Origin of the sequence: Limnobacter alexandrii (genome assembly GCF_005871185.1) — a bacterium.
GTDB lineage: Bacteria > Pseudomonadota > Gammaproteobacteria > Burkholderiales > Burkholderiaceae_B > Limnobacter > Limnobacter alexandrii.
Map to the genome: position 1 here is coordinate 459,176 of NZ_SWKN01000007.1, position 17,400 is coordinate 476,575.

22 protein-coding genes are annotated in these 17,400 nt (G+C 51.6%); 9 read left to right on the forward strand and 13 right to left on the reverse strand.

Annotation, left to right across the window (positions count from 1 at the left end):
• Window positions 1-2: 2 nt before the first annotated feature.
• The 6 genes from FCS97_RS09525 to FCS97_RS09545 all read left to right on the forward strand — a co-directional run bounded on the left by FCS97_RS09525 (window position 3) and on the right by FCS97_RS09545 (window position 4,782).
• A complete protein-coding gene (locus tag FCS97_RS09525; protein WP_138518193.1) occupies window positions 3-1,154 on the forward strand; it encodes a type II secretion system F family protein in 1,152 nt (383 codons plus the stop codon).
• Window positions 1,155-1,173: 19 nt separating this feature from the next.
• Window positions 1,174-1,818: a type 4 pilus major pilin gene (locus tag FCS97_RS09530; protein WP_138518194.1), complete on the forward strand. Its 645-nt coding sequence runs from the start codon at window positions 1,174-1,176 to the stop codon at window positions 1,816-1,818.
• A 70-nt stretch (window positions 1,819-1,888) separates the two neighbouring features.
• The gene (locus tag FCS97_RS16545; protein WP_171035249.1) at window positions 1,889-2,893 is read left to right on the forward strand and encodes a hypothetical protein; all 1,005 of its coding nucleotides are present in this window, start codon (window positions 1,889-1,891) and stop codon (window positions 2,891-2,893) included.
• Window position 2,894: 1 nt separating this feature from the next.
• Window positions 2,895-3,425, forward strand: a complete 531-nt coding sequence (locus tag FCS97_RS09535) for a YcbK family protein (RefSeq protein WP_171035250.1) — start codon at window positions 2,895-2,897, stop codon at window positions 3,423-3,425.
• A gap of 153 nt (window positions 3,426-3,578) precedes the next feature.
• On the forward strand, window positions 3,579-4,160 hold the full coding sequence (locus FCS97_RS09540) for a hypothetical protein (RefSeq protein WP_138518196.1): 582 nt from the start codon (window positions 3,579-3,581) through the stop codon (window positions 4,158-4,160).
• A gap of 7 nt (window positions 4,161-4,167) precedes the next feature.
• The gene (locus tag FCS97_RS09545; RefSeq protein WP_138518197.1) at window positions 4,168-4,782 is read left to right on the forward strand and encodes a hypothetical protein; all 615 of its coding nucleotides are present in this window, start codon (window positions 4,168-4,170) and stop codon (window positions 4,780-4,782) included.
• Here the strand turns inward: FCS97_RS09545 and FCS97_RS09550 are convergent.
• The 4 genes from FCS97_RS09550 to FCS97_RS09565 form a co-directional block, all read right to left on the reverse strand.
• The gene (locus tag FCS97_RS09550) at window positions 4,779-5,036 is read right to left on the reverse strand and encodes a hypothetical protein (RefSeq protein ID WP_138518198.1); all 258 of its coding nucleotides are present in this window, start codon (window positions 5,034-5,036) and stop codon (window positions 4,779-4,781) included. The two genes, FCS97_RS09545 and FCS97_RS09550, sit on opposite strands and share 4 nt — an antisense overlap.
• Window positions 5,037-5,121: 85 nt before the next feature.
• A complete protein-coding gene (locus tag FCS97_RS09555) occupies window positions 5,122-5,922 on the reverse strand; it encodes an ABC transporter substrate-binding protein (RefSeq protein WP_138518199.1) in 801 nt (266 codons plus the stop codon).
• Window positions 5,919-6,479: a hypothetical protein gene (locus FCS97_RS09560; protein WP_212746466.1), complete on the reverse strand. Its 561-nt coding sequence runs from the start codon at window positions 6,477-6,479 to the stop codon at window positions 5,919-5,921. Before FCS97_RS09560 ends, FCS97_RS09555 begins: the two co-directional genes overlap by 4 nt.
• 71 nt (window positions 6,480-6,550) lie before the next feature.
• Window positions 6,551-7,054 (reverse strand): DUF4282 domain-containing protein, encoded by a 504-nt coding sequence (locus tag FCS97_RS09565; RefSeq protein ID WP_138518201.1) that lies wholly within the window; start codon window positions 7,052-7,054, stop codon window positions 6,551-6,553.
• A gap of 148 nt (window positions 7,055-7,202) precedes the next feature.
• Between FCS97_RS09565 and FCS97_RS09570 the strand changes: the two genes are divergently transcribed.
• Together FCS97_RS09570 and FCS97_RS09575 are read left to right on the forward strand one after the other, a co-directional pair.
• The gene (locus tag FCS97_RS09570) at window positions 7,203-8,102 is read left to right on the forward strand and encodes a recombination-associated protein RdgC (protein WP_138518202.1); all 900 of its coding nucleotides are present in this window, start codon (window positions 7,203-7,205) and stop codon (window positions 8,100-8,102) included.
• 204 nt (window positions 8,103-8,306) lie between these two features.
• Complete coding sequence (locus tag FCS97_RS09575; RefSeq protein ID WP_138518203.1) at window positions 8,307-9,470, forward strand: acyl-CoA desaturase; 1,164 nt, start codon at window positions 8,307-8,309, stop codon at window positions 9,468-9,470.
• 4 nt (window positions 9,471-9,474) lie between these two features.
• Here FCS97_RS09575 and FCS97_RS16700 read toward each other — a convergent pair whose 3' ends face one another.
• From FCS97_RS16700 to FCS97_RS09605, 5 genes are all read right to left on the reverse strand, one after another.
• Window positions 9,475-10,389 carry a demethoxyubiquinone hydroxylase family protein gene (locus FCS97_RS16700; RefSeq protein WP_246066216.1) on the reverse strand — a complete coding sequence of 305 codons (915 nt, stop codon included), beginning with the start codon at window positions 10,387-10,389 and terminating at the stop codon, window positions 9,475-9,477.
• 45 nt (window positions 10,390-10,434) lie between these two features.
• Window positions 10,435-10,647, reverse strand: a complete 213-nt coding sequence (locus tag FCS97_RS09590) for an RNA-binding S4 domain-containing protein (protein WP_040513673.1) — start codon at window positions 10,645-10,647, stop codon at window positions 10,435-10,437.
• Between the two features lie 13 nt (window positions 10,648-10,660).
• A complete protein-coding gene (locus FCS97_RS09595; RefSeq protein ID WP_138518204.1) occupies window positions 10,661-10,948 on the reverse strand; it encodes a HigA family addiction module antitoxin in 288 nt (95 codons plus the stop codon).
• Window positions 10,949-10,987: 39 nt separating this feature from the next.
• Window positions 10,988-11,287: a type II toxin-antitoxin system RelE/ParE family toxin gene (locus FCS97_RS09600; RefSeq protein WP_425460743.1), complete on the reverse strand. Its 300-nt coding sequence runs from the start codon at window positions 11,285-11,287 to the stop codon at window positions 10,988-10,990.
• Window positions 11,288-11,362: 75 nt separating this feature from the next.
• Window positions 11,363-13,009 carry a GMC family oxidoreductase gene (locus FCS97_RS09605; protein ID WP_138518206.1) on the reverse strand — a complete coding sequence of 549 codons (1,647 nt, stop codon included), beginning with the start codon at window positions 13,007-13,009 and terminating at the stop codon, window positions 11,363-11,365.
• 219 nt (window positions 13,010-13,228) lie between these two features.
• Between FCS97_RS09605 and FCS97_RS09610 the strand changes: the two genes are divergently transcribed.
• The gene (locus FCS97_RS09610; RefSeq protein ID WP_138518207.1) at window positions 13,229-15,418 is read left to right on the forward strand and encodes a malate synthase G; all 2,190 of its coding nucleotides are present in this window, start codon (window positions 13,229-13,231) and stop codon (window positions 15,416-15,418) included.
• Between the two features lie 83 nt (window positions 15,419-15,501).
• On the opposite strand, the gene FCS97_RS09615 is transcribed toward FCS97_RS09610, so the two are convergent.
• The 4 genes from FCS97_RS09615 to FCS97_RS09630 form a co-directional block, all read right to left on the reverse strand.
• Window positions 15,502-15,759, reverse strand: coding sequence for a hypothetical protein (locus tag FCS97_RS09615; protein WP_138518208.1), 258 nt, complete (start codon window positions 15,757-15,759; stop codon window positions 15,502-15,504).
• The gene (locus tag FCS97_RS09620; protein WP_138518209.1) at window positions 15,756-16,277 is read right to left on the reverse strand and encodes a lytic transglycosylase domain-containing protein; all 522 of its coding nucleotides are present in this window, start codon (window positions 16,275-16,277) and stop codon (window positions 15,756-15,758) included. The genes FCS97_RS09615 and FCS97_RS09620 overlap by 4 nt, the downstream gene beginning before the upstream one ends.
• 411 nt (window positions 16,278-16,688) lie before the next feature.
• Window positions 16,689-16,847 (reverse strand): VF530 family DNA-binding protein, encoded by a 159-nt coding sequence (locus tag FCS97_RS09625; RefSeq protein ID WP_138518210.1) that lies wholly within the window; start codon window positions 16,845-16,847, stop codon window positions 16,689-16,691.
• A gap of 65 nt (window positions 16,848-16,912) precedes the next feature.
• Window positions 16,913-17,215 (reverse strand): putative quinol monooxygenase, encoded by a 303-nt coding sequence (locus FCS97_RS09630; protein ID WP_138518211.1) that lies wholly within the window; start codon window positions 17,213-17,215, stop codon window positions 16,913-16,915.
• Between the last annotated feature and the right edge of the window lie 185 nt (window positions 17,216-17,400).

Consider the following 17,400-nt stretch of genomic DNA (forward strand, 5'->3'; position numbering starts at 1 on the left):
ACATGACATTCAAAAAGAAACTCACCAGCTTTTTCAATGCCATCAACTTGATGGACTTTCGCGGCAAGCGCGAGGCATTTTACGAACAGCTTGCCAAATCGATTGAGAACAAGGAACAGTTCAAAACCTTTCTAGAAGAAGAACTGAAAATTGCGCGCCACAAGCGAACACGCAACAGCAGCCGGGAGGCGGCCTTGAAGCTGATGGTTCGAAAACTGAGTTTGGGCGACGACTTTTTGATCAGCCAAATTCTGGGCACAGTGATGCCACAAAACGACCGCATGATGCTGGCCGCCGTGGACGAAGCCAAAGACAAACCGGGTACTTTGCGTGCCTTGGCTGCGGCGATTAAATCCCAGAAAGAAGCCAAAAGCGTGATTTGGAAAGCCATTTTCCCGCCCATGGTATTGATACCCGGCGTGGCGGGATTCAGCTATGTGCTGGCCACTCAGTCCATTCCGATTATTGTGAAAGTTGCACCGCCTGAAGTATGGACACCGTTCAATATGTCGGTGCGCATGGTGGCAGAAATACTCGCCTCGCATGGCGGATTAATTGTGGCTTGCGTTATTGGGTCTATTGCAGCGTTCACCTATTCCCTGCCCCGCTGGAAAGGCAATATGCGCAGCAAGCTGGAGCAGGTGCCGCAGGGCTGGGGCTTCTTGCTGTTTCCAGTTGCCCCGTTTTTATTGCCGCTTTCAATTTACCGCGACTTTCAAGTCAGCTTGCTGGTGACCTCGCTCGCGGTGTTGTTAAAAAGTGGTGCCACCTTGTCTTCTGCGCTGGACACACTGAAACGCAATGCCGACCCTTGGATGCGTTGGCATCTGAAAAAGATCATGAACCACTTGAACGTGGCCCCCACCGACTACATACCCGCATTCAGCAAAGGGCTGATGAGCCCGAAATTATTGGCACGCCTGGCCACCACCATTCGCAACAATCCGCAGTTCGACAAAATTCTGATTCAACTGGGTACTGAAGGTGGCGAAGACATTCGCAATGAAATTGGCAATACCGCCAAGGGCTTGAATGCCGTGTTACTGAGCGCTGCTGCGGCTGTCGTGGTGTTTTTGTATGTGGGGCAGCTGTCGATCAGCCAAAGCATGACCGAAGAACTGGACCCTGTGAAAAGAATGCAACGCATGCGTTGAAATAAGTGCTTGACACAGCATGCATTTAATCTACAATAAATTCGTCTGTTGGTATATATACGGAATGCTTGGGCCAACATGTACTACACAATATCCCTTCGGAGAGGAATCAAAAATGATGACATCGCACACAATTAATGCCCGCCGCAAACAAAGCGGTATTACCCTGATTGAAGTATCAATCGGCCTGATCATTGCAGCGATTGTTGCTGCTGCAGCTTTTATCGCATTCCAGAACAATGCACGCCGTACTGAAGTGCAGGACAACATCAAGTTGATCACAGAAGTGATCAGCGAGACCAAGCAGAAGGTTGGTTCAACTTCGGGTTACACAGGGTTAACCAATGCTGTTGCTGCCCAGTTGGCTATTTTGAAGGTTGATAGTGCCGGTGCAGTATTGCCAAACAGCTACAACGGTACCATCACTATTGCAGAAGTCGATGCAAACAATGCATCTTTGACATGGTCTGATATTGAAGGTGATCAATGTACCGACATCATGCTGGCCGTGGCGAGCGGAATTACTGGGGTAGCAACTGATCCAGCAGCGACTGCGCCAACAGAACTAACTGCAAACGGTGCTTTTGGTTTGGATCAGTCCACCACAATTTGTGGCACAGGCGACACCCCCGTTGACCTGGTTATGTTCTTCGGCCGTCGTTAATCACATCATATGAAGTACATCAAGGGGGCAACATTGCCCCCTTGTTCATTTGAATCAAGGCGAGTTTCTTATGCTTGACTCACTGAAACACAGCAACACCAGGCACACCGGCTTTCTCAGCATCGAGTTGGCGCTGGTGCTGATCATCAGTGCAATCATTGCTTTCGCGGTGGTTCAACAGCAAGCCCGTTCTGCAAAAACCTCTGTCGCAAAAATTCAAGCTGACCAACTTAACCAGGTTGGCGATGCGCTGAATTCTTACACCGATTTGTACCGGCGCGGCATTTCTGCCCCCGGCGATTTGCAAGTTGACTTGAACAACGATGGCATCACCGACGTCACCATTCCCGAAACACCGGTTACTGGCAACGAGGGCAGCAAACTGACCCCCACCATCGAAAACCTGATTGATGTGGGCCTCTTGCCCGCAAGTTTCGTGAACCGCCCCGCTGCCTCGAATGGGCAGTTCATTACCCGCCTTTCAATTTTGCCGGCAGGCTGTTCAATGGCCGCCGACAATTGCCGCATTGAGGGTTACATCACCCTGAACCAGCCAGTCACCATAGGCGGACAAGACGGTGCCGCTGGCGAGTTCGACAGCGACATTGCAGGCGACATGCTCAGCTTCATGGGCGGCAATGGTTTTGTCACCTTGCAAGCCGACACACCCGCCACCAGCGCAGGGGGCAACTTCACAGTGGCGTTGGACATTGATGGCGACGGCGTAACCGACGCAAACACACCTGCGGGCGTACCTGGTGTACGCGTGGGTGCCCTGGCCTCTCGATACGATGTACGCAACCCAATTGCTGATGTGGATTTTTGCCGGGGCAACCGCACATTGAACTGGACGAACAGCGGCAATGCATGCACCACGGTTATTTTCAACGACACACCCGTGGGTTATCGCTTTGTGGCTGTTGACGCCGACACAGGTGGTGGCGCGGGCGCAGGCGGCAGTGCCTTTATTCGCTGCGTGTACAACCCAAACGCAAATCCGCCAGCACAATTGTCCATTCTCAGCAGTTGCTGTCAAAACGGTAACCAGGCTTGCACCCCACCTGCGGTGCCCTAATATGAACAGGCGACAGTTTCTTGCAGCAGCAAGTGCAGCCTCGTTGGCGACGCACCTGGACAAACTGGCTTGGGCCACACAAGCCCCAAACTACACCTTGCTGGATATTCAACGCGGGCCTGATCGCTTTCAAATTGATTTCAGCACTGCTGAAGGCTACAAAACCGCCGCCTGGCTTCTGCGAGATGTTCGGGCCAACCGGGTTGGCGTGCCCAACATTGAAATGCTGCAACTGGCGGCGTGGGCACAAGTTGTTTTGGCTGAACACCATGCCTACACCGTGTTTGAGGTGACCTCGGGTTTGCGAACCCATCACACCAATTCAATAATCGAAGGTGCTGCCCGCCATTCACGCCATTTGCCCGATCAACACGGGCAGTTTTACGCCATGGACATCAAACCGTTTGGTGTGAATATTGATCAATTGGCTAAAATCCTACAGTACCCCGCATTCGGGGGGGTTGGTGTTTACAGAAGCCATGTACATTTCGACATCCGCGATTACGCCACCCAATGGCGATCGAAAAAGTGATTAAATTCATCCACTTGAATGAATTTCTGTCAACCGCAAAGCGACACGATGCGTTGTCTATTTGTGTTAAATAATGATTTTCAACTCAAATTACAATTTGAGAGTTCGGATTCCGTATCATCATTAACCCACGAGATTGCTTTATCACGCGCCATGCCTCAAATTAACAACAAGAACAAGCCACGCACAGGTGCATACCTCAACCTGTTCAAGCAGAAATACGGCTTGACTGTGTCTAAAATGTGCGCCCTGTTTGGTATCAGTACCCAGGCGAAATTCAATTCAATTGTTCGCCCTCCGGCCGGTAGTTCAAGCGATGAACCGCTAGACCCCACGGTCGCTTTAATTTTGAGGTTGTACGAAACCCACGAGTCGTTGGTGCCTTTGAACAACGAACTCAGCCTGGAAGACACCTACAAAATGTTTCAGCGGGTGTTCGGGCAAGCCAAAGTGACTGAAAGTACCTTTGGTCAATTGTTGGGCCGCAGCGCAGGTTCGGGTTACCGGTGGTTGAACGGTTCAGGCAACGCCACGCCACAAGTGGGCATTGTGCTGGAAAGGCTGCACCACATGCTGGCCAGTGGAATGGAAGAACCGGAAGTGTGTTACCTGTGGCTGGACATTGTTCACCAAGAGTACCGGGCACGTAACCAAGTGCCACCGCTCAACGATATAGACGCAGTGAAGTTGTTGATTCAGAAGTACCCACTTAAATACAAACACATGGCGTCATGAAAACAACATGGATTACACCGAGGTCAAACTGATTGCTGTGTGGAGCGGCCCCAAGGCCCCACCCAGCCAGTTGAAACTTTCTGATTACAAATTGCCCGTAGCAGGTCGCATTCCGAAGAATTACTTCAATGCCCTGTACGGCAACCGCAATGCCTACATGGCCTTGGGTGAACTGTTGTCGCAAGCGCAAAAGGCGGGGCACTACTTTTCAACAGCCACCATCACTGTGGGCATTGAAACGCCACGCAAACCAGGTGTTGTGCATCTTGAAGACCTGGGAGAGGACAGCGGCACACAGTTTGTGAACTTGTCGCGTGTGTCCAAAGAGGTGGTGTCGGAAGTGGCCGACATTTACCGCGCTTGCAGTGCGTTCAAAAAAATGCCCGAAGGTGAAATAGACTGGCGCAAACCCTTTCGCTTCATGCCGGAATGCCCGGAGCATTTGCCCGTGGTGTTCGACCTGCTGCAATGCTCGGTGCTGGTACACCCGATTACTTTCACCACCACCCCCGATGGCAAGCACCACTTTATTGCCAGCTTTGATCCTGATCGGGTGACAATTCTGGATGCCCAGCCCAACCGGCATGAAATTGGTCCGCACCCGGACAAAATCATTCTCTAGATTTGGTACTGGGGCTTCGAACGCCCTGGTGCGTCAGGCCCCGGTTGCTGTGGCGGAAGAATGGTGATCACTGGCTGCGACAACTGATTGCTCAGCGAAAATGCCTTGGGCACCATGCCGTTTTCATCGGCATGCATGTAGATGATCGACATGACTGAAGCGCAGAAGCTGATGACCAACACGGCCAGCATGGTAAAAGCCACCGCCAGTATCCGCATTTTAAACGTTGGGTTTTTCGGGTTGAGTCCGTTCATGCCGCAGTCCTCCGCACCTTGGCATTTAACCTTACAACTTCTGTAAAAAATTACAAGCCTTCAAAGACTTAGAACGATTGCTTTTTTAGTGCCGCATGGTTTGCCATTTGGCAATGATGTCATGCAAGGCATCCAGACCATCGGTGAGCGCAGCTGGGCCGGGCTGCAGTATCAAAGGCGATTTAACCTCGAAAATTTGCTGGTGCTTCACGGCACCAACATTGCCCCACCCTGCGCGCGCAGCAACGGTTTCCGGGCGAAACTTCTTGCCGCACCAAGAGCCGATAATGATGTCGGGGTTGCGGCGAACAATCTCGCTGCTGTCGGCAATAATCCGATTCTTGCCCAAACTTTGCGTGGCCAGCTCAGGAAAACAATCGTCACCGCCGGCAATGCAAATCAATTCGCTCACCCATTGAATGGCACTAATCGGTGGCTCGTCCCATTCTTCAAAATAAACCTTGGGGCGCACAGTCCATTGGCTTGCTGCTGCTCGAATTTGTTCTACTTTCGCCTGCATTTCAGCAATTAGCCGCAAGCCCTTTTCCGCGGCACCCACCATAGCCGCCACCTGGTACATCATGCTGAAAATTTCAGGCACGGAGCGCTGATTGAATACAGTCACTTGAACACCATGGCGGATCAATGCACTGGCAATGTCGGCCTGCAAATCAGAAAAACCAAACACGCAGTCGGGCTTTAAAGCCAGAATTTGATCAATCTTGGCGGTTAGAAACGCACTTACTTTTGGCTTTTCCAGGCGTGCCTTGCGCGGCCGTACGGTGTAGCCGGAAATGCCGACTATCCTGTGTTCCTCACCCAGCAAATAAAGCCATTCGGTGGTTTCCTCGGTGAGGCAAACAATGCGTTGGGGCAGCTGGATCATTTGCACATGTCTTCGGTGCCGAAGCGAAAGCGGGCGCCAGTGTATTGCTCAATTTCTGCAACTGCCTTGCAGGGGTTTTCGCCACGATCGATTAAATGCTGCGCGGCGTAGTGGTTGGCACGGGTTTCGACCTGGTCAAGAAAACTTTTAAACTCCGGGTCTTGGCCGTAAACGCCCAAAAGCGTCATGAAAGCATTGTTCATCAGTTCAGTGTCTTTGGCGTTAGTTTGGTGAATGCGTTTCAACAAATCATACCCACGCCGGGGGTCGTCGTATTTCAGGTGCACCAGTTCATGCACAAAAACATAGCGCAGTGCCGCATCGCTAAGCCCTTCGGAAAACGCCTCGTCAATCACAATCTGGGTTTTGCCTTTGGCAAAAGCAAACAAGGGGCTTTTCTGAAAACCCATGCGGGAATACGGCACATCGTACTGCTGGCGCAGTTCTTCAAACATGCTGAGGGTGTCGGCGAAATCGCGCTGGGGCGGCGCGGTGCAACCTCCAATGAATGGGGGAAGAAGAACCAACAAGCTGCTTAAAATCAGTTTCCAGACCATTCAATAGTAAATACCCTGACAAGATATAAGCAAAATACTACTATCAAAGTTAGGTGCAAGTGAAGTTGAACCTATTTGGCGCGGCCAAATATACGGCCAGGCAAACCAGTGATTCCGGATATCGTTTTGAGAAAACCAATGGAATGGCTTAAATCCCCGACCTGCCCATGAATACTGGAAATTTGGGACTCGAAGGTGTGCACATGATCACTGATGCCATCCACCTTTGAGTTCAGATTGTCGACCTGTTGTGGGATCCGGTCCATTCTTTGAACTGTCTCCATAATGCGATACGCCATCACCAAAAACTCAAGGGCCGCTCTGGTTACCGCAAACGCGATCAACAAAGCAAACGGGGTTGCCGCAAGAACCGCCAAGCCAACCCAATGGGAAAACCAGAAAGCCAACACATTCGCAACAACAAAAAAAGCGAGAATTCCAAGCAAAAGCAGCCCATAGAAAACCGGCAGCAATTGCATCGACAGGTATTGCTTGAAACGAAAGTCGATCAAGCCTTTGCCAAAATTCTGTAGGCCCTGAAGAAAGCCTGAGTTGGCCGAGTTAGATGTAGTCACGATTTGTCTCCGATTTTTCTTGGTTCTTTTTACCTAGTGTACAACTGATAAGTGGTACCTGATGGATGCTCACGACCATCCCAAAATATTCACAAACTTTATGCGTTACACTGCTGGCCCCAATCATTTTTATTCATGGATATTCAGCATGTGGTTTAAAAACCTGTTCATCTTTCGCCTGACCAAGTGGGAAGAAACACCCGAATCGCTGGAAGACAAACTGGCCAAACAAGCCTTGCAGGCCTGCGGCGGCATGGATTTGCAAACACGCGGCTGGGTAGCCCCCAAAGCCGAAGGCGAACCCTTTGTGCACCGAAGTGGCCAACAGTTGCTGATATCACTGGGTCTTGAAAAAAAGCTGCTGCCCAGCACGGTGATCAACCAGTTCACCAAGGCGCGTGCTGCTGAAATTGAAGAGCGCGAAGGTTACAAACCCGGGCGCAAGCAAATGAAGGAAATCAAGGAAGCCGTGACAGACGAGCTTCTGCCACGGGCTTTCGCTATTCGCAGCCGAATCAATGCCTGGATAGACCCGGAAGGCAAATGGCTGATCGTGGATGCGGCCAGCCCCGCCAAAGCCGATGAACTGATCGGCATGCTGATGAAAAGTGTAGAAGGTGTGGCCATGGCCTTGGTGAAAACCAAAACGTCGCCCACCGTGGCCATGACCGCCTGGCTGGCTGAAAATGACAACCCACCACCCTTCACGATTGACCAGGACTGCGAACTGAAAAGCCGTGGCGAACAGGCCGCCACCGTGCGCTATGTGAAGCATTCACTGGAAGCCGAGGAAATTGCCAAGCACATCAAGGGCGGAAAAGACGTGACCAAACTGGCCATGACCTGGGCCGACAAGGTTTCATTCGTGTTGCATGAAAACCTACAAGTGAAACGGGTAGCTCCATTGGATGTGGTCAAGGAGCAAGCTGCCCTGAGCGCTGACGACGATGCCTTCGATTCCGACTTTGCCCTGATGACCGGCGAATTGCGAAAGCTGATCCCCGGTTTGATTGATGTTCTGGGTGGTGAATTAACTGGCGCGAATTAACAAATGGCCCGGCAATGTGCCAACAATTGACTGGAATTCAGTGCACAAGTGTTAACTATAGCCGCTTCGAAATTAACGATTTCGTTGCGGCAGAACCTCAACAAATAAGAACAATTATTAAATATTTAAATTTGAGTTCTTTGAAAGCGAAATCATTAGTATGATTTGGCATCCCTTGAACCAACTGGTAAAAACCAACCTTCAATGACCACACGAGTTGACCCCAATAGCCCGATCCACTGGCCCGGCGCAATTACCCTGTTTGGAACCACCATTGCTGCACTCATTCTTGTACCAGCCTATGCCTGGTTCAATGACTACAGCACGGCTGCCTGGGTGTCGTTCGTTGTATTGGCAATTTTGAATGGCATTTCGATTACCGCTGGTTACCACCGCCTGTGGGCGCACCGCACTTACGAAGCCCACTGGTCGGTTCGCTTCGTGCTGATGTTCTTTGGCACCATGGCCGTTCAAAACAGCATTTTGATTTGGGCTTCGGGCCACCGCACGCACCACCGCCATGTGGACGACACGGAAAATGACCCCTACTCGGCCAAGCGTGGCTTCTGGTTCTCGCACATGGGCTGGATGATTCGCAAATATGAATCGGGCAAGGAAGACTTCAGCAATTCACCCGACCTGCTCAAAGATCCGCTGGTGATGTTCCAGCACAAGCACTACACCGCATTGGCTTTGGGCATTAACTTCGGTTTGCCAGTCATCATTGGCCTGCTGGTGGGCGACCTGTGGGGCGTGGTGCTGCTGGGTGGCTTGGCCCGCTTGGTGTGGTGCCACCAAACCACGTTCTTCATCAATTCGCTGGCGCACATTTGGGGCCGCCGCCCTTACACCGATGAGAACACCGCGCGCGACAACGATTTCCTGGCGATTTTCACCTACGGTGAGGGCTATCACAACTACCACCACCTGTTTCAGTACGACTATCGCAACGGCATCAAGTGGTTTCACATTGACCCCACGAAATGGCTGATCGCAGGTTTGTCGTATGTGGGCTTGACCAAAAACCTGAAGCGCTGCGACAAATTCGCCATTGAGAAAGCACGCATTGCGATGCAATTCAAACGTGCTGAAGAAAAAATGCTGGCCCACCCTTCTACCATGCAAGCCCATGTAGACGCGATGAAAGCCCGCCTTGCGCAAGAATATGAGCACTACAGCAAGGCCTTGCAAGACTGGGCCAAACTGAAAGAAGCCTGGTACCAAGACACCAAGACCGCCATTAAAAATGGTGAGACCCTGGCGGCCTACAAAGCCAAATTCAAAGCCATGGAAATTGAAATGCGCCTGCAACGCAAGCGCTTGCAGGCACTGGTTCGCCAGGTACAGAAGCCAGCATTGGCTGTTTGAATAGCTAGATAAAACGGGCCAAGGTTACTGCAACTTTCGAGCCTGTACCAATGGCACCCACCCAAAGCCTGGCGAACAAACCGCCGGGCTTTGTTGTTTTTGCGGCCGCCTCGTCGCGGTGTGCGCATTCGTCCAGCTGGAACTCGATTAACTGCGCCTTGAGCGCCTGGTGAGTACCCAAAGCATTCAGCTTCTCGATTTGTTCCTGGTAGTGCACGTTCACAAAAGACTCCACTGCGGCGATGGTTCGGTACACCGCAGCTTGCCCAAACAAGGCGGGCAAAGCGCCTGTGATGAATCCTGCAATTCGCCAGGGCACCAACAGCCAACTGCGCCTGAATACCGGCAACAGTTCATTCATGGCATTTAAATGGCGTTGTTCGGTTTGCAAGTGTTCACTGGCAAACGCGCGAATTTCAGGGTTTTTTGAAACAGCCAGAATGCCTTTGTAAATCCACACGGCCCCGGTTTCACCAGCATGGTCGGTGCGAATGTCGGCCACCAAGGTGGGCGGCAAATGGCTGGTGTCGAACTTCAAAATAAAGCGTTGAATTTTTGGACGCACCGGCAAAAAACCCGTGTAGGCCTTTTCCATCAACCACAACATACCCGGCAGCTTGGCCAGCCACGCCAACACCCGCCAGCCCGCCAATTGCGCCCACACATGCACAAAAGCTGCAGCGCCACTCAGCAATTCACCTTGCGCCGTGCGCGTGTGAAAGCGCGCCATGAGTTGTTCTTTGGATTGGCCCTGCGGAAGCTGCGTTTCGGGCTTGGACACATCAACCCAGGCAATGGGTTGATCAGGGGTGATGTTTTGATACACCGCGATTTCCCGGCGGCACATGGGGCACGAGCCGTCGAAATACACTTCGACGCATTGGGCCTGATTTGAAACTTGCTGGTCTTTTACTGCCATGACCGTACTGCCTTACTTTTTAAAACATGAGAAAACCTTGAACGGTTAACCCAGTTTAACTGTGTACTTCACGCCGTCAAACTCGATGACATCGCCACCCACAATTTTCTTGCGCTTCTGGGTTTCAATTTGACCGTTGACCAACACATGGCCATCGGCGATTACATTTTTGGCCTCGCCGCCGCTGGACAACCAACCCTGAAACTTCAGGATTTTGTACAGCTCAACGGGTTCTTTGTTGATGATGACTTCGTTCATTTTCTTCCTCTATTCAGGCAGCAATCAAGGGGCGCACTTTGGATTTACTCACCTGCTTGGCATGCCAAAGATCATATTGCAGTTGTTGCTGTAACCAAACTTCAGGCGAGCCTCCGAGCCATTGGGAAAGGCGAATCGCCATGTCTGCGCTGATCGCGGCTTTTCCATTGATCATCCGGGAAAATGCGACTCGCGACACACCAAGCTGCAATGCTGCCTCGGTCACCGAAATACCAAGAGAGGGCAATACATCGAACTTTATGGTCAGCCCGGGATGCGGGGGGTTGTGCATATTACTCATAATTGTTGAATCCTGCTCAAATTTTGATCGACAGTCCACTCAGTGGTAATCCTGATAATCAACAACTTCAGCGTTATTGCCTCGAAAGCGAAAAGTGAGACGCCAATTACCACTAACCCAAATGGACCAATGATCTTTCAACTCGCCGGACAAACGATGCAACTTCCAGCCGGGAACATTCATGTCCAATGGAGAAGTGGCCACATCGAGCCTAAACAACTGTCGCCGCAACTTTTCCGCATGCTCGGGGTTTATTCCACGTTTGCTGCCCGAACGAAAAAATTTCTCGAGCCCTTTGTGCGCAAAACTGCTGATCATGAATTGTATCTCGTATCGCATCACGATACAACTTGAAATCAAAGATCAAGACTACCCGCAATAACAGGGGAGACCAAACCACTCACCAGAATTGAGTCATCCGTTCAGTATCCACCGCGCGGCCTTCTCGGCAATCATCAGCGTAGGACTGTTGGTGTTGCCACTGGTAATGGTGGGCATTACGCTAGCATCGGCGATTCGCAAATGCTTCACGCCAATCACTCGCAAGCGCGAATCAACCACCGCAGCCGGGTCGTTGGCTGCACCCATTTTTGCCGTGCCCACCGGATGAAAAATCGTGGTGGCAATGTCGCCTGCCAAACGCACTAATTCCTCGTCGGTTTGAAATTCCACGCCGGGCTTGAATTCCTCAGGCTTGTATTTGGCCAATGCGGGTTGCTGCGCAATATTGCGCGTCACCCTTAGGGAATCGGCGGCCACCTTCTGATCCTCGGCAGTGCTGAGGTAATTGGGTGTAATGGCGGGAGCTTCAGAGAAATTCCCACTCTTGATGTGAACCGAACCCCGACTGCTGGGGTTGAGGTTGCACACACTGGCCGTGAAGGCATTGAAGTTGTGCAAAGGCTGGCCAAATGCGGGCAGGCTTAACGGCTGTACATGGTACTGAATGTTGGGGTATGGCCGGTCTGCACTGCTTTTGGTGAATGCGCCCAGTTGCGAGGGTGCCATGCTCATTGGGCCGCTGCGCTTGAACACATATTCCATGCCAATTTGCGCTTTGCCCCACAGGCTGTTGGCCAGCGTGTTCAGGGTTTTAACGCCCTGCACTTTGAACACGGCACGAATCTGCAAATGGTCTTGCAGGTTGGCACCCACGCCGGGTTTGTCCAGCTTTACCTCAATGCCGTGTTCTTGCAACAAGCTACCCTGCCCTATGCCTGAAAGCTCAAGTATTTGCGGCGTACCAATAGCACCGGCGCACAGCACGGTTTCGCGCACGGCTTTCACTGTAAGCTCTTCACCGCCCTTCACCACCAGCGCGCCATTGCACACCAGTTCGCCGCTTGGGTTTCGCTCAATGATCAAATTTTTCACTTGCGCCTTGGTCCACACGGTCAGGTTCGGGCGCTTCATAATGGGGCGCAAGAAAGCCTTGGATGTATTCCACCGCCAGCCGCTGCGCTGGTTCACTTCAAAGTAGCCCACGCCAAAATTATTGCCACGGTTGAAGTCGTCGCTAGCGGGTATGCCCGCCTGTTGTGCTGCTTGTGAGAACGCTTCAAGAATTTCCCAACGCAGGCGCTGCTTTTCTACGCGCCATTCTCCTTGGCCACTGTGAAACATTGGCAGGTCGGTGTCGGCCAACTCGGCATGCGGGTTGTCGTAACGCCAGTTGCTTTCATGGGCCAAAAAGTCTTGCAAACAATTGTTCCAGTTCCAGGCCTCGTCGCCGGTTTGAGCGGCCCAGCTTTCATAATCGCGGGCTTGGCCACGCATGTAGATCATGCCGTTGATGCTGGAGCAACCGCCCAAGGTTTTACCGCGCGGGTAAATCAGCGAGCGGCCATTCAGGCCTGCATCGGGCTCGGTTCTAAAACGCCAATCGGTGCGGGGGTTGTCAATGCAATACAGGTAACCCACGGGAATGTGGATCCAGTGGTAATTGTCTTTGCCGCCCGCTTCCAGCAACAGCACTGAGTTGTTGGGGTTGGCGCTTAGCCTGTTCGCCATCAAAGCCCCTGCTGTGCCCGCACCCACCACAATGTAATCAAAAGTCCGCATGTCTACCCCGAGTTTATTTCTAGATAGTAACCATCACAGAAACCGCTTGGTGGGCTGCGCTGCAATCATTGGATTGGGGTTTTCCAGAGTTTTGCAAAAAAGTTAAAGATGAAATGACCAATCACCCGCGCTTGTGACGATTCCAAGCATGTCAGAATGACACCCAATTCCTTTACAATCATGGGCTAATTACCCATTCCAACAGCTCGAGGTTTCAAAATGACAGAACGCACCACCGTGCATGGCTTGAAAGTAGCCACCCCCCTGTACAACTTCATCAACAATGAAGTGCTGCCCGGCACCGGCATTGATCAAGCTGGTTTCTGGAAAGGCTTCGATGAAATCGTCAACAGACTGGCACCCAAGAACGCCGCCCTGCTGGCTGAACGCGACCGCATTCAGCTGGAAATGGACGCATGGCACAAAGCCAACCCAGGCCCCATCACCGACATGGCCGCTTATCAGGAATTCCTGAAGAAGATTGGTTACCTGGTTGAACAGCCTGCCAAAGTGCAAGCCACCACCGCCAATGTAGACAGCGAACTGGCCACACAAGCTGGCCCCCAGTTGGTTGTGCCCATTTTGAACGCACGCTACGCCCTGAACGCAGCCAACGCACGTTGGGGCAGCCTGTACGACGCCCTGTACGGCACTGATGTTATTTCCGAGGAAGGCGGTGCAGAACGCGCTGGCGGCTACAACCCCGTGCGCGGCGCAAAAGTAATTGAGTTTGCACGCAACTTTTTGGATCAGTCTTTCCCCTTGGAAGGCGCATCACACAAAGACGCAACTGGCTACGCTATTGCCGGTGGCAAGCTGCAAGTTGCCTTGAAGAATGGCAGCACTGCTGGCCTGAAGAATGCTGCGCAACTGGTGGGTTACCAGGGCGATGCAGCAGCACCTTCTTCCGTATTGCTGGTGAACAACGGCATTCACGCCGACATCATCATTAATCGCGCAACACCGATTGGTTCTAGCGACGCAGCCGGTGTGGCCGACGTGGTGCTGGAAGCAGCCTTGTCCACTATTCTGGATTTGGAAGACTCTGTTGCCGCAGTGGATGCTGAAGACAAAATTGTGGCCTACAAAAACTGGCTGGGTATTTTGAAAGGCACGCTGACAGAAAGCGTGAGCAAAGGCGGCAAAACCTTCACACGCGGCTTGAATGCTGACCGTGTTTACACCGGCGTGAATGGCGAAACTGTAACCATGCATGGCCGCAGCATGTTGTTCCTGCGCAATGTGGGCCACTTGATGACCAACCCTGCCATTTTGTGGGGCGGTGACAAAGAGATTCCCGAAGGCATTATGGATGCGATTGTGACCACCACCATCGCACTGCATGACCTGAAAGGCAATGGCGTGAACGGCATTCGCAACAGCCGCAAAGGTTCTGTTTACATCGTGAAGCCCAAGATGCACGGCCCTGTTGAAGTGGGCTTTGCTGCCGAATTGTTCACCCATGTAGAAAAGCTGCTGGGCCTGCCCGACAGCACCGTGAAGCTGGGCATTATGGACGAAGAGCGCCGCACATCGGTTAACCTGAAGGCCTGTATTGCTGCTGCTGCCAGCCGTGTTGCTTTCATTAACACAGGTTTCCTGGACCGCACTGGCGACGAAATGCACACCGCCATGCATGCCGGTGCCATGATTCGCAAAGCCGACATGAAGAGCAGCGCATGGATTACCGCCTACGAGCGTAACAACGTGCTGGTTGGTTTGAGCTGTGGCCTGAAAGGCCGCGCGCAAATTGGTAAAGGCATGTGGGCCATGCCCGACCTGATGAAGGCCATGCTGGAACAGAAAATTGGCCACCCCAAAGCCGGTGCCAACACTGCTTGGGTACCCAGCCCAACGGCTGCAACACTGCACGCCATGCACTACCACCAGGTGAGCGTGGCCGCTGTTCAAGCCGAGCTGGAAAAGATTGATGCCGATGCAGAACGCCCAGGCATTCTAGCCAACCTGTTGCAAGTGCCAGTGGCCACCAACACCAACTGGAGCGATGCAGAGAAGCAGCAGGAACTGGACAACAATGCCCAAGGCATTTTGGGTTATGTGGTTCGCTGGGTTGACCAAGGTGTAGGTTGCTCCAAGGTGCCCGACATCAACAACGTGGGCCTGATGGAAGACCGCGCCACACTGCGTATTTCCAGCCAGCACATTGCCAACTGGATTCACCACGGCATCGTGACTGAAGCGCAAGTAATGGAAACCATGAAGCGCATGGCCGCTGTGGTTGACCAGCAAAACGCTGGTGACCCCGCGTACAAGCCCATGGCTGGCAACTTTGAAACATCAGCTGCGTTCAAGGCTGCATGCGACTTGGTGTTCAAAGGCATGGAACAACCTGCCGGTTACACTGAGCCACTGCTGCACGCATGGCGCTTGAAGGTAAAAGCTGCTTAAGTTTGTTTAGCAGTTAGAAATGGAAAAGCCAGGTGCTGAAAAGTGCCTGGCTTTTTTGTTGGAACGATTACATGCTTAGTTGATCAGAAGTTATTCAACTTTGATCGGGAGAAAAGTTTCATCAGAAAGCTGAACAACAAATACATCAACAATCCTCCCATGGCGCCAATTACAAACCAAAGGCTGAAGAGGCCAAGAGAGTATTTGTAATCGATACCGCCACTTGAAAGATAAAACTCCGACTGCGAATTGTGTGAGAAACCCAGAGCGATCATCACGCTTGCCAGAACGAGGCCACATGCCAGGGCCACAATCAATGCCTTACCTTTAAGCAGTTTCATTTTTCTGCCTTCCGAAGCCATGGTTGTGCTAGATAGATTTTTTCTACGCGGGCGCCGTAATCACTCACACGTTGAGCATTGATGTTGTTGTACAAAGTAGCTATGTGACGAACCGAAGTACCCTGAGGAACATTTGCGGTAATCCGCTTGAGAATTTCTGCGCCAGCTCTGATGTTCTTGTACGGATCATTCATAGCTTGGCGGTTACCAAATGTGCTACCCCAGTACTCCACGTTCACATTCATCGGAAGAACAGATTTGTTCATCCCGAGAATCGCCAACGGCGCATCGTAATAACCGTGAGTTGTTTCCATATACATGATGGCTCGTATCAACCGACCGTCCAGCATTAGCTCGCGGGCCACGCGATCAATCAATGCTGAGTTTCTCGAAACCGCAGAGAACGCAGCTATTTCATAAATGGGCTCAGAGCCGTCTGCATTCGGGTTTTCAAGTACTACGAATTTGCAGGTCTTGATGTTTTGTACAAGACACTCTTTTCTTGCGGGTTGAACCATTTGGGCGTTGTTCTCTTTGACTGGAAGTTGAAGATGATCAACTTCGAGATTACAAGACTTTTGAGCGACTGCTAAATTGTAGGTTCGCTCACTCTTGAGCCCTTCAGCGTTGGAGATCTAATCGCACCAGTTCAGGTGTCAAGGTCGTCAGCTATTGTAAAAGTGCGAACTCCTCTATGCCTTGTTGAGTGATTTTCAAATTAACCTGAAAAAACTTCCTGGGAAGGTTGGGATTCGTTCGAGGTGAGATCAAAGCCAAAGCGCAGCTTGTTATTCATTTCTGACCACACGTCTTTATCAAATCCATGACAGAAATCGAACTTGAACGTGATTAATCTGGTTGGGGATAACAGCCATGCGGCACCTTTTAAACGAATTTAAAAAGGCACCTTAAAGAGAAGGAACGGGAGGTTACAAATTGCGGGGTGGTGGTTGCTTGGTGTGATTACACCGCGCTTTAACGGAAGGATCGTTCTTGAAACAGTTGATTCTGATTCGATGGGCAAGACCATCCCAGCCGTAGTGTTCAACAAGCTTCACGACGAGATTTTCTAGCGTGACTCCATGCATGGGATTATTCGATTACTCGTCACTCATGCCTGAAGTCGGTCCTTAGAATTGTGTGGTGGGCCTGGTCAGCCAGGCAGCTTTGCCGCAAGAACATCGACCTTTTCGATTGATGGCGGCGTGGCGAACAAGTCACCCGCTTTTTCCATCAGCGCAGCTGCCACCTTGCCGGAAAGATGAGCTTGTCGCCCGGCCTCATCTGGAAATGCATCGAAGATGCCAAAGGTTGATGGCCCCAAGCGAATACCGAACCAAGCTGTAGTAGCTGGCTCTGCCTGAACAAGGGGTAGACCACTTAGTAGAAAGTTCTCTACCTCTTTCTCTTTACCTGGCTTGGCTTCAAGACGAACGAACAACGCGAGTTTGACCATGACACATCTCCAATTTTTTTAAACAAACATCAAAATGCCCACTTTCCAGTAGGTCCAGTGACCTGCCCCGGATTTTTCGATCCAGCGTGACTTAACTACAATGGTCTCTCAACGCAGCGAGAGACGAAATGAAACGAGCCCGATTCAGCGATGAGCAGATTGTTCGAATCCTGAGAGAAACAGAC

Excerpts from the sequence above, each read along its gene's own strand:
- FCS97_RS09525 (WP_138518193.1), top strand. The coding sequence starts at position 3 with ATGACATTCAAAAAGAAACTCACCAGCTTTTTCAATGCCATCAACTTG.
- FCS97_RS09530 (WP_138518194.1), top strand. The coding sequence starts at position 1,174 with ATGCATTTAATCTACAATAAATTCGTCTGTTGGTATATATACGGAATG.
- FCS97_RS16545 (WP_171035249.1), top strand. The coding sequence starts at position 1,889 with ATGCTTGACTCACTGAAACACAGCAACACCAGGCACACCGGCTTTCTC.
- FCS97_RS09535 (WP_171035250.1), top strand. The coding sequence starts at position 2,895 with ATGAACAGGCGACAGTTTCTTGCAGCAGCAAGTGCAGCCTCGTTGGCG.
- FCS97_RS09540 (WP_138518196.1), top strand. The coding sequence starts at position 3,579 with ATGCCTCAAATTAACAACAAGAACAAGCCACGCACAGGTGCATACCTC.
- FCS97_RS09545 (WP_138518197.1), top strand. The coding sequence starts at position 4,168 with ATGGATTACACCGAGGTCAAACTGATTGCTGTGTGGAGCGGCCCCAAG.
- FCS97_RS09550 (WP_138518198.1), bottom strand. The coding sequence starts at position 5,036 with ATGAACGGACTCAACCCGAAAAACCCAACGTTTAAAATGCGGATACTG.
- FCS97_RS09555 (WP_138518199.1), bottom strand. The coding sequence starts at position 5,922 with ATGATCCAGCTGCCCCAACGCATTGTTTGCCTCACCGAGGAAACCACC.
- FCS97_RS09560 (WP_212746466.1), bottom strand. The coding sequence starts at position 6,479 with ATGGTCTGGAAACTGATTTTAAGCAGCTTGTTGGTTCTTCTTCCCCCA.
- FCS97_RS09570 (WP_138518202.1), top strand. The coding sequence starts at position 7,203 with ATGTGGTTTAAAAACCTGTTCATCTTTCGCCTGACCAAGTGGGAAGAA.
- FCS97_RS09575 (WP_138518203.1), top strand. The coding sequence starts at position 8,307 with ATGACCACACGAGTTGACCCCAATAGCCCGATCCACTGGCCCGGCGCA.
- FCS97_RS16700 (WP_246066216.1), bottom strand. The coding sequence starts at position 10,389 with ATGGCAGTAAAAGACCAGCAAGTTTCAAATCAGGCCCAATGCGTCGAA.
- FCS97_RS09590 (WP_040513673.1), bottom strand. The coding sequence starts at position 10,647 with ATGAACGAAGTCATCATCAACAAAGAACCCGTTGAGCTGTACAAAATC.
- FCS97_RS09595 (WP_138518204.1), bottom strand. The coding sequence starts at position 10,948 with ATGAGTAATATGCACAACCCCCCGCATCCCGGGCTGACCATAAAGTTC.
- FCS97_RS09600 (WP_425460743.1), bottom strand. The coding sequence starts at position 11,287 with ATGCGATACGAGATACAATTCATGATCAGCAGTTTTGCGCACAAAGGG.
- FCS97_RS09605 (WP_138518206.1), bottom strand. The coding sequence starts at position 13,009 with ATGCGGACTTTTGATTACATTGTGGTGGGTGCGGGCACAGCAGGGGCT.
- FCS97_RS09610 (WP_138518207.1), top strand. The coding sequence starts at position 13,229 with ATGACAGAACGCACCACCGTGCATGGCTTGAAAGTAGCCACCCCCCTG.
- FCS97_RS09615 (WP_138518208.1), bottom strand. The coding sequence starts at position 15,759 with ATGAAACTGCTTAAAGGTAAGGCATTGATTGTGGCCCTGGCATGTGGC.
- FCS97_RS09620 (WP_138518209.1), bottom strand. The coding sequence starts at position 16,277 with ATGGTTCAACCCGCAAGAAAAGAGTGTCTTGTACAAAACATCAAGACC.
- FCS97_RS09625 (WP_138518210.1), bottom strand. The coding sequence starts at position 16,847 with ATGCATGGAGTCACGCTAGAAAATCTCGTCGTGAAGCTTGTTGAACAC.
- FCS97_RS09630 (WP_138518211.1), bottom strand. The coding sequence starts at position 17,215 with ATGGTCAAACTCGCGTTGTTCGTTCGTCTTGAAGCCAAGCCAGGTAAA.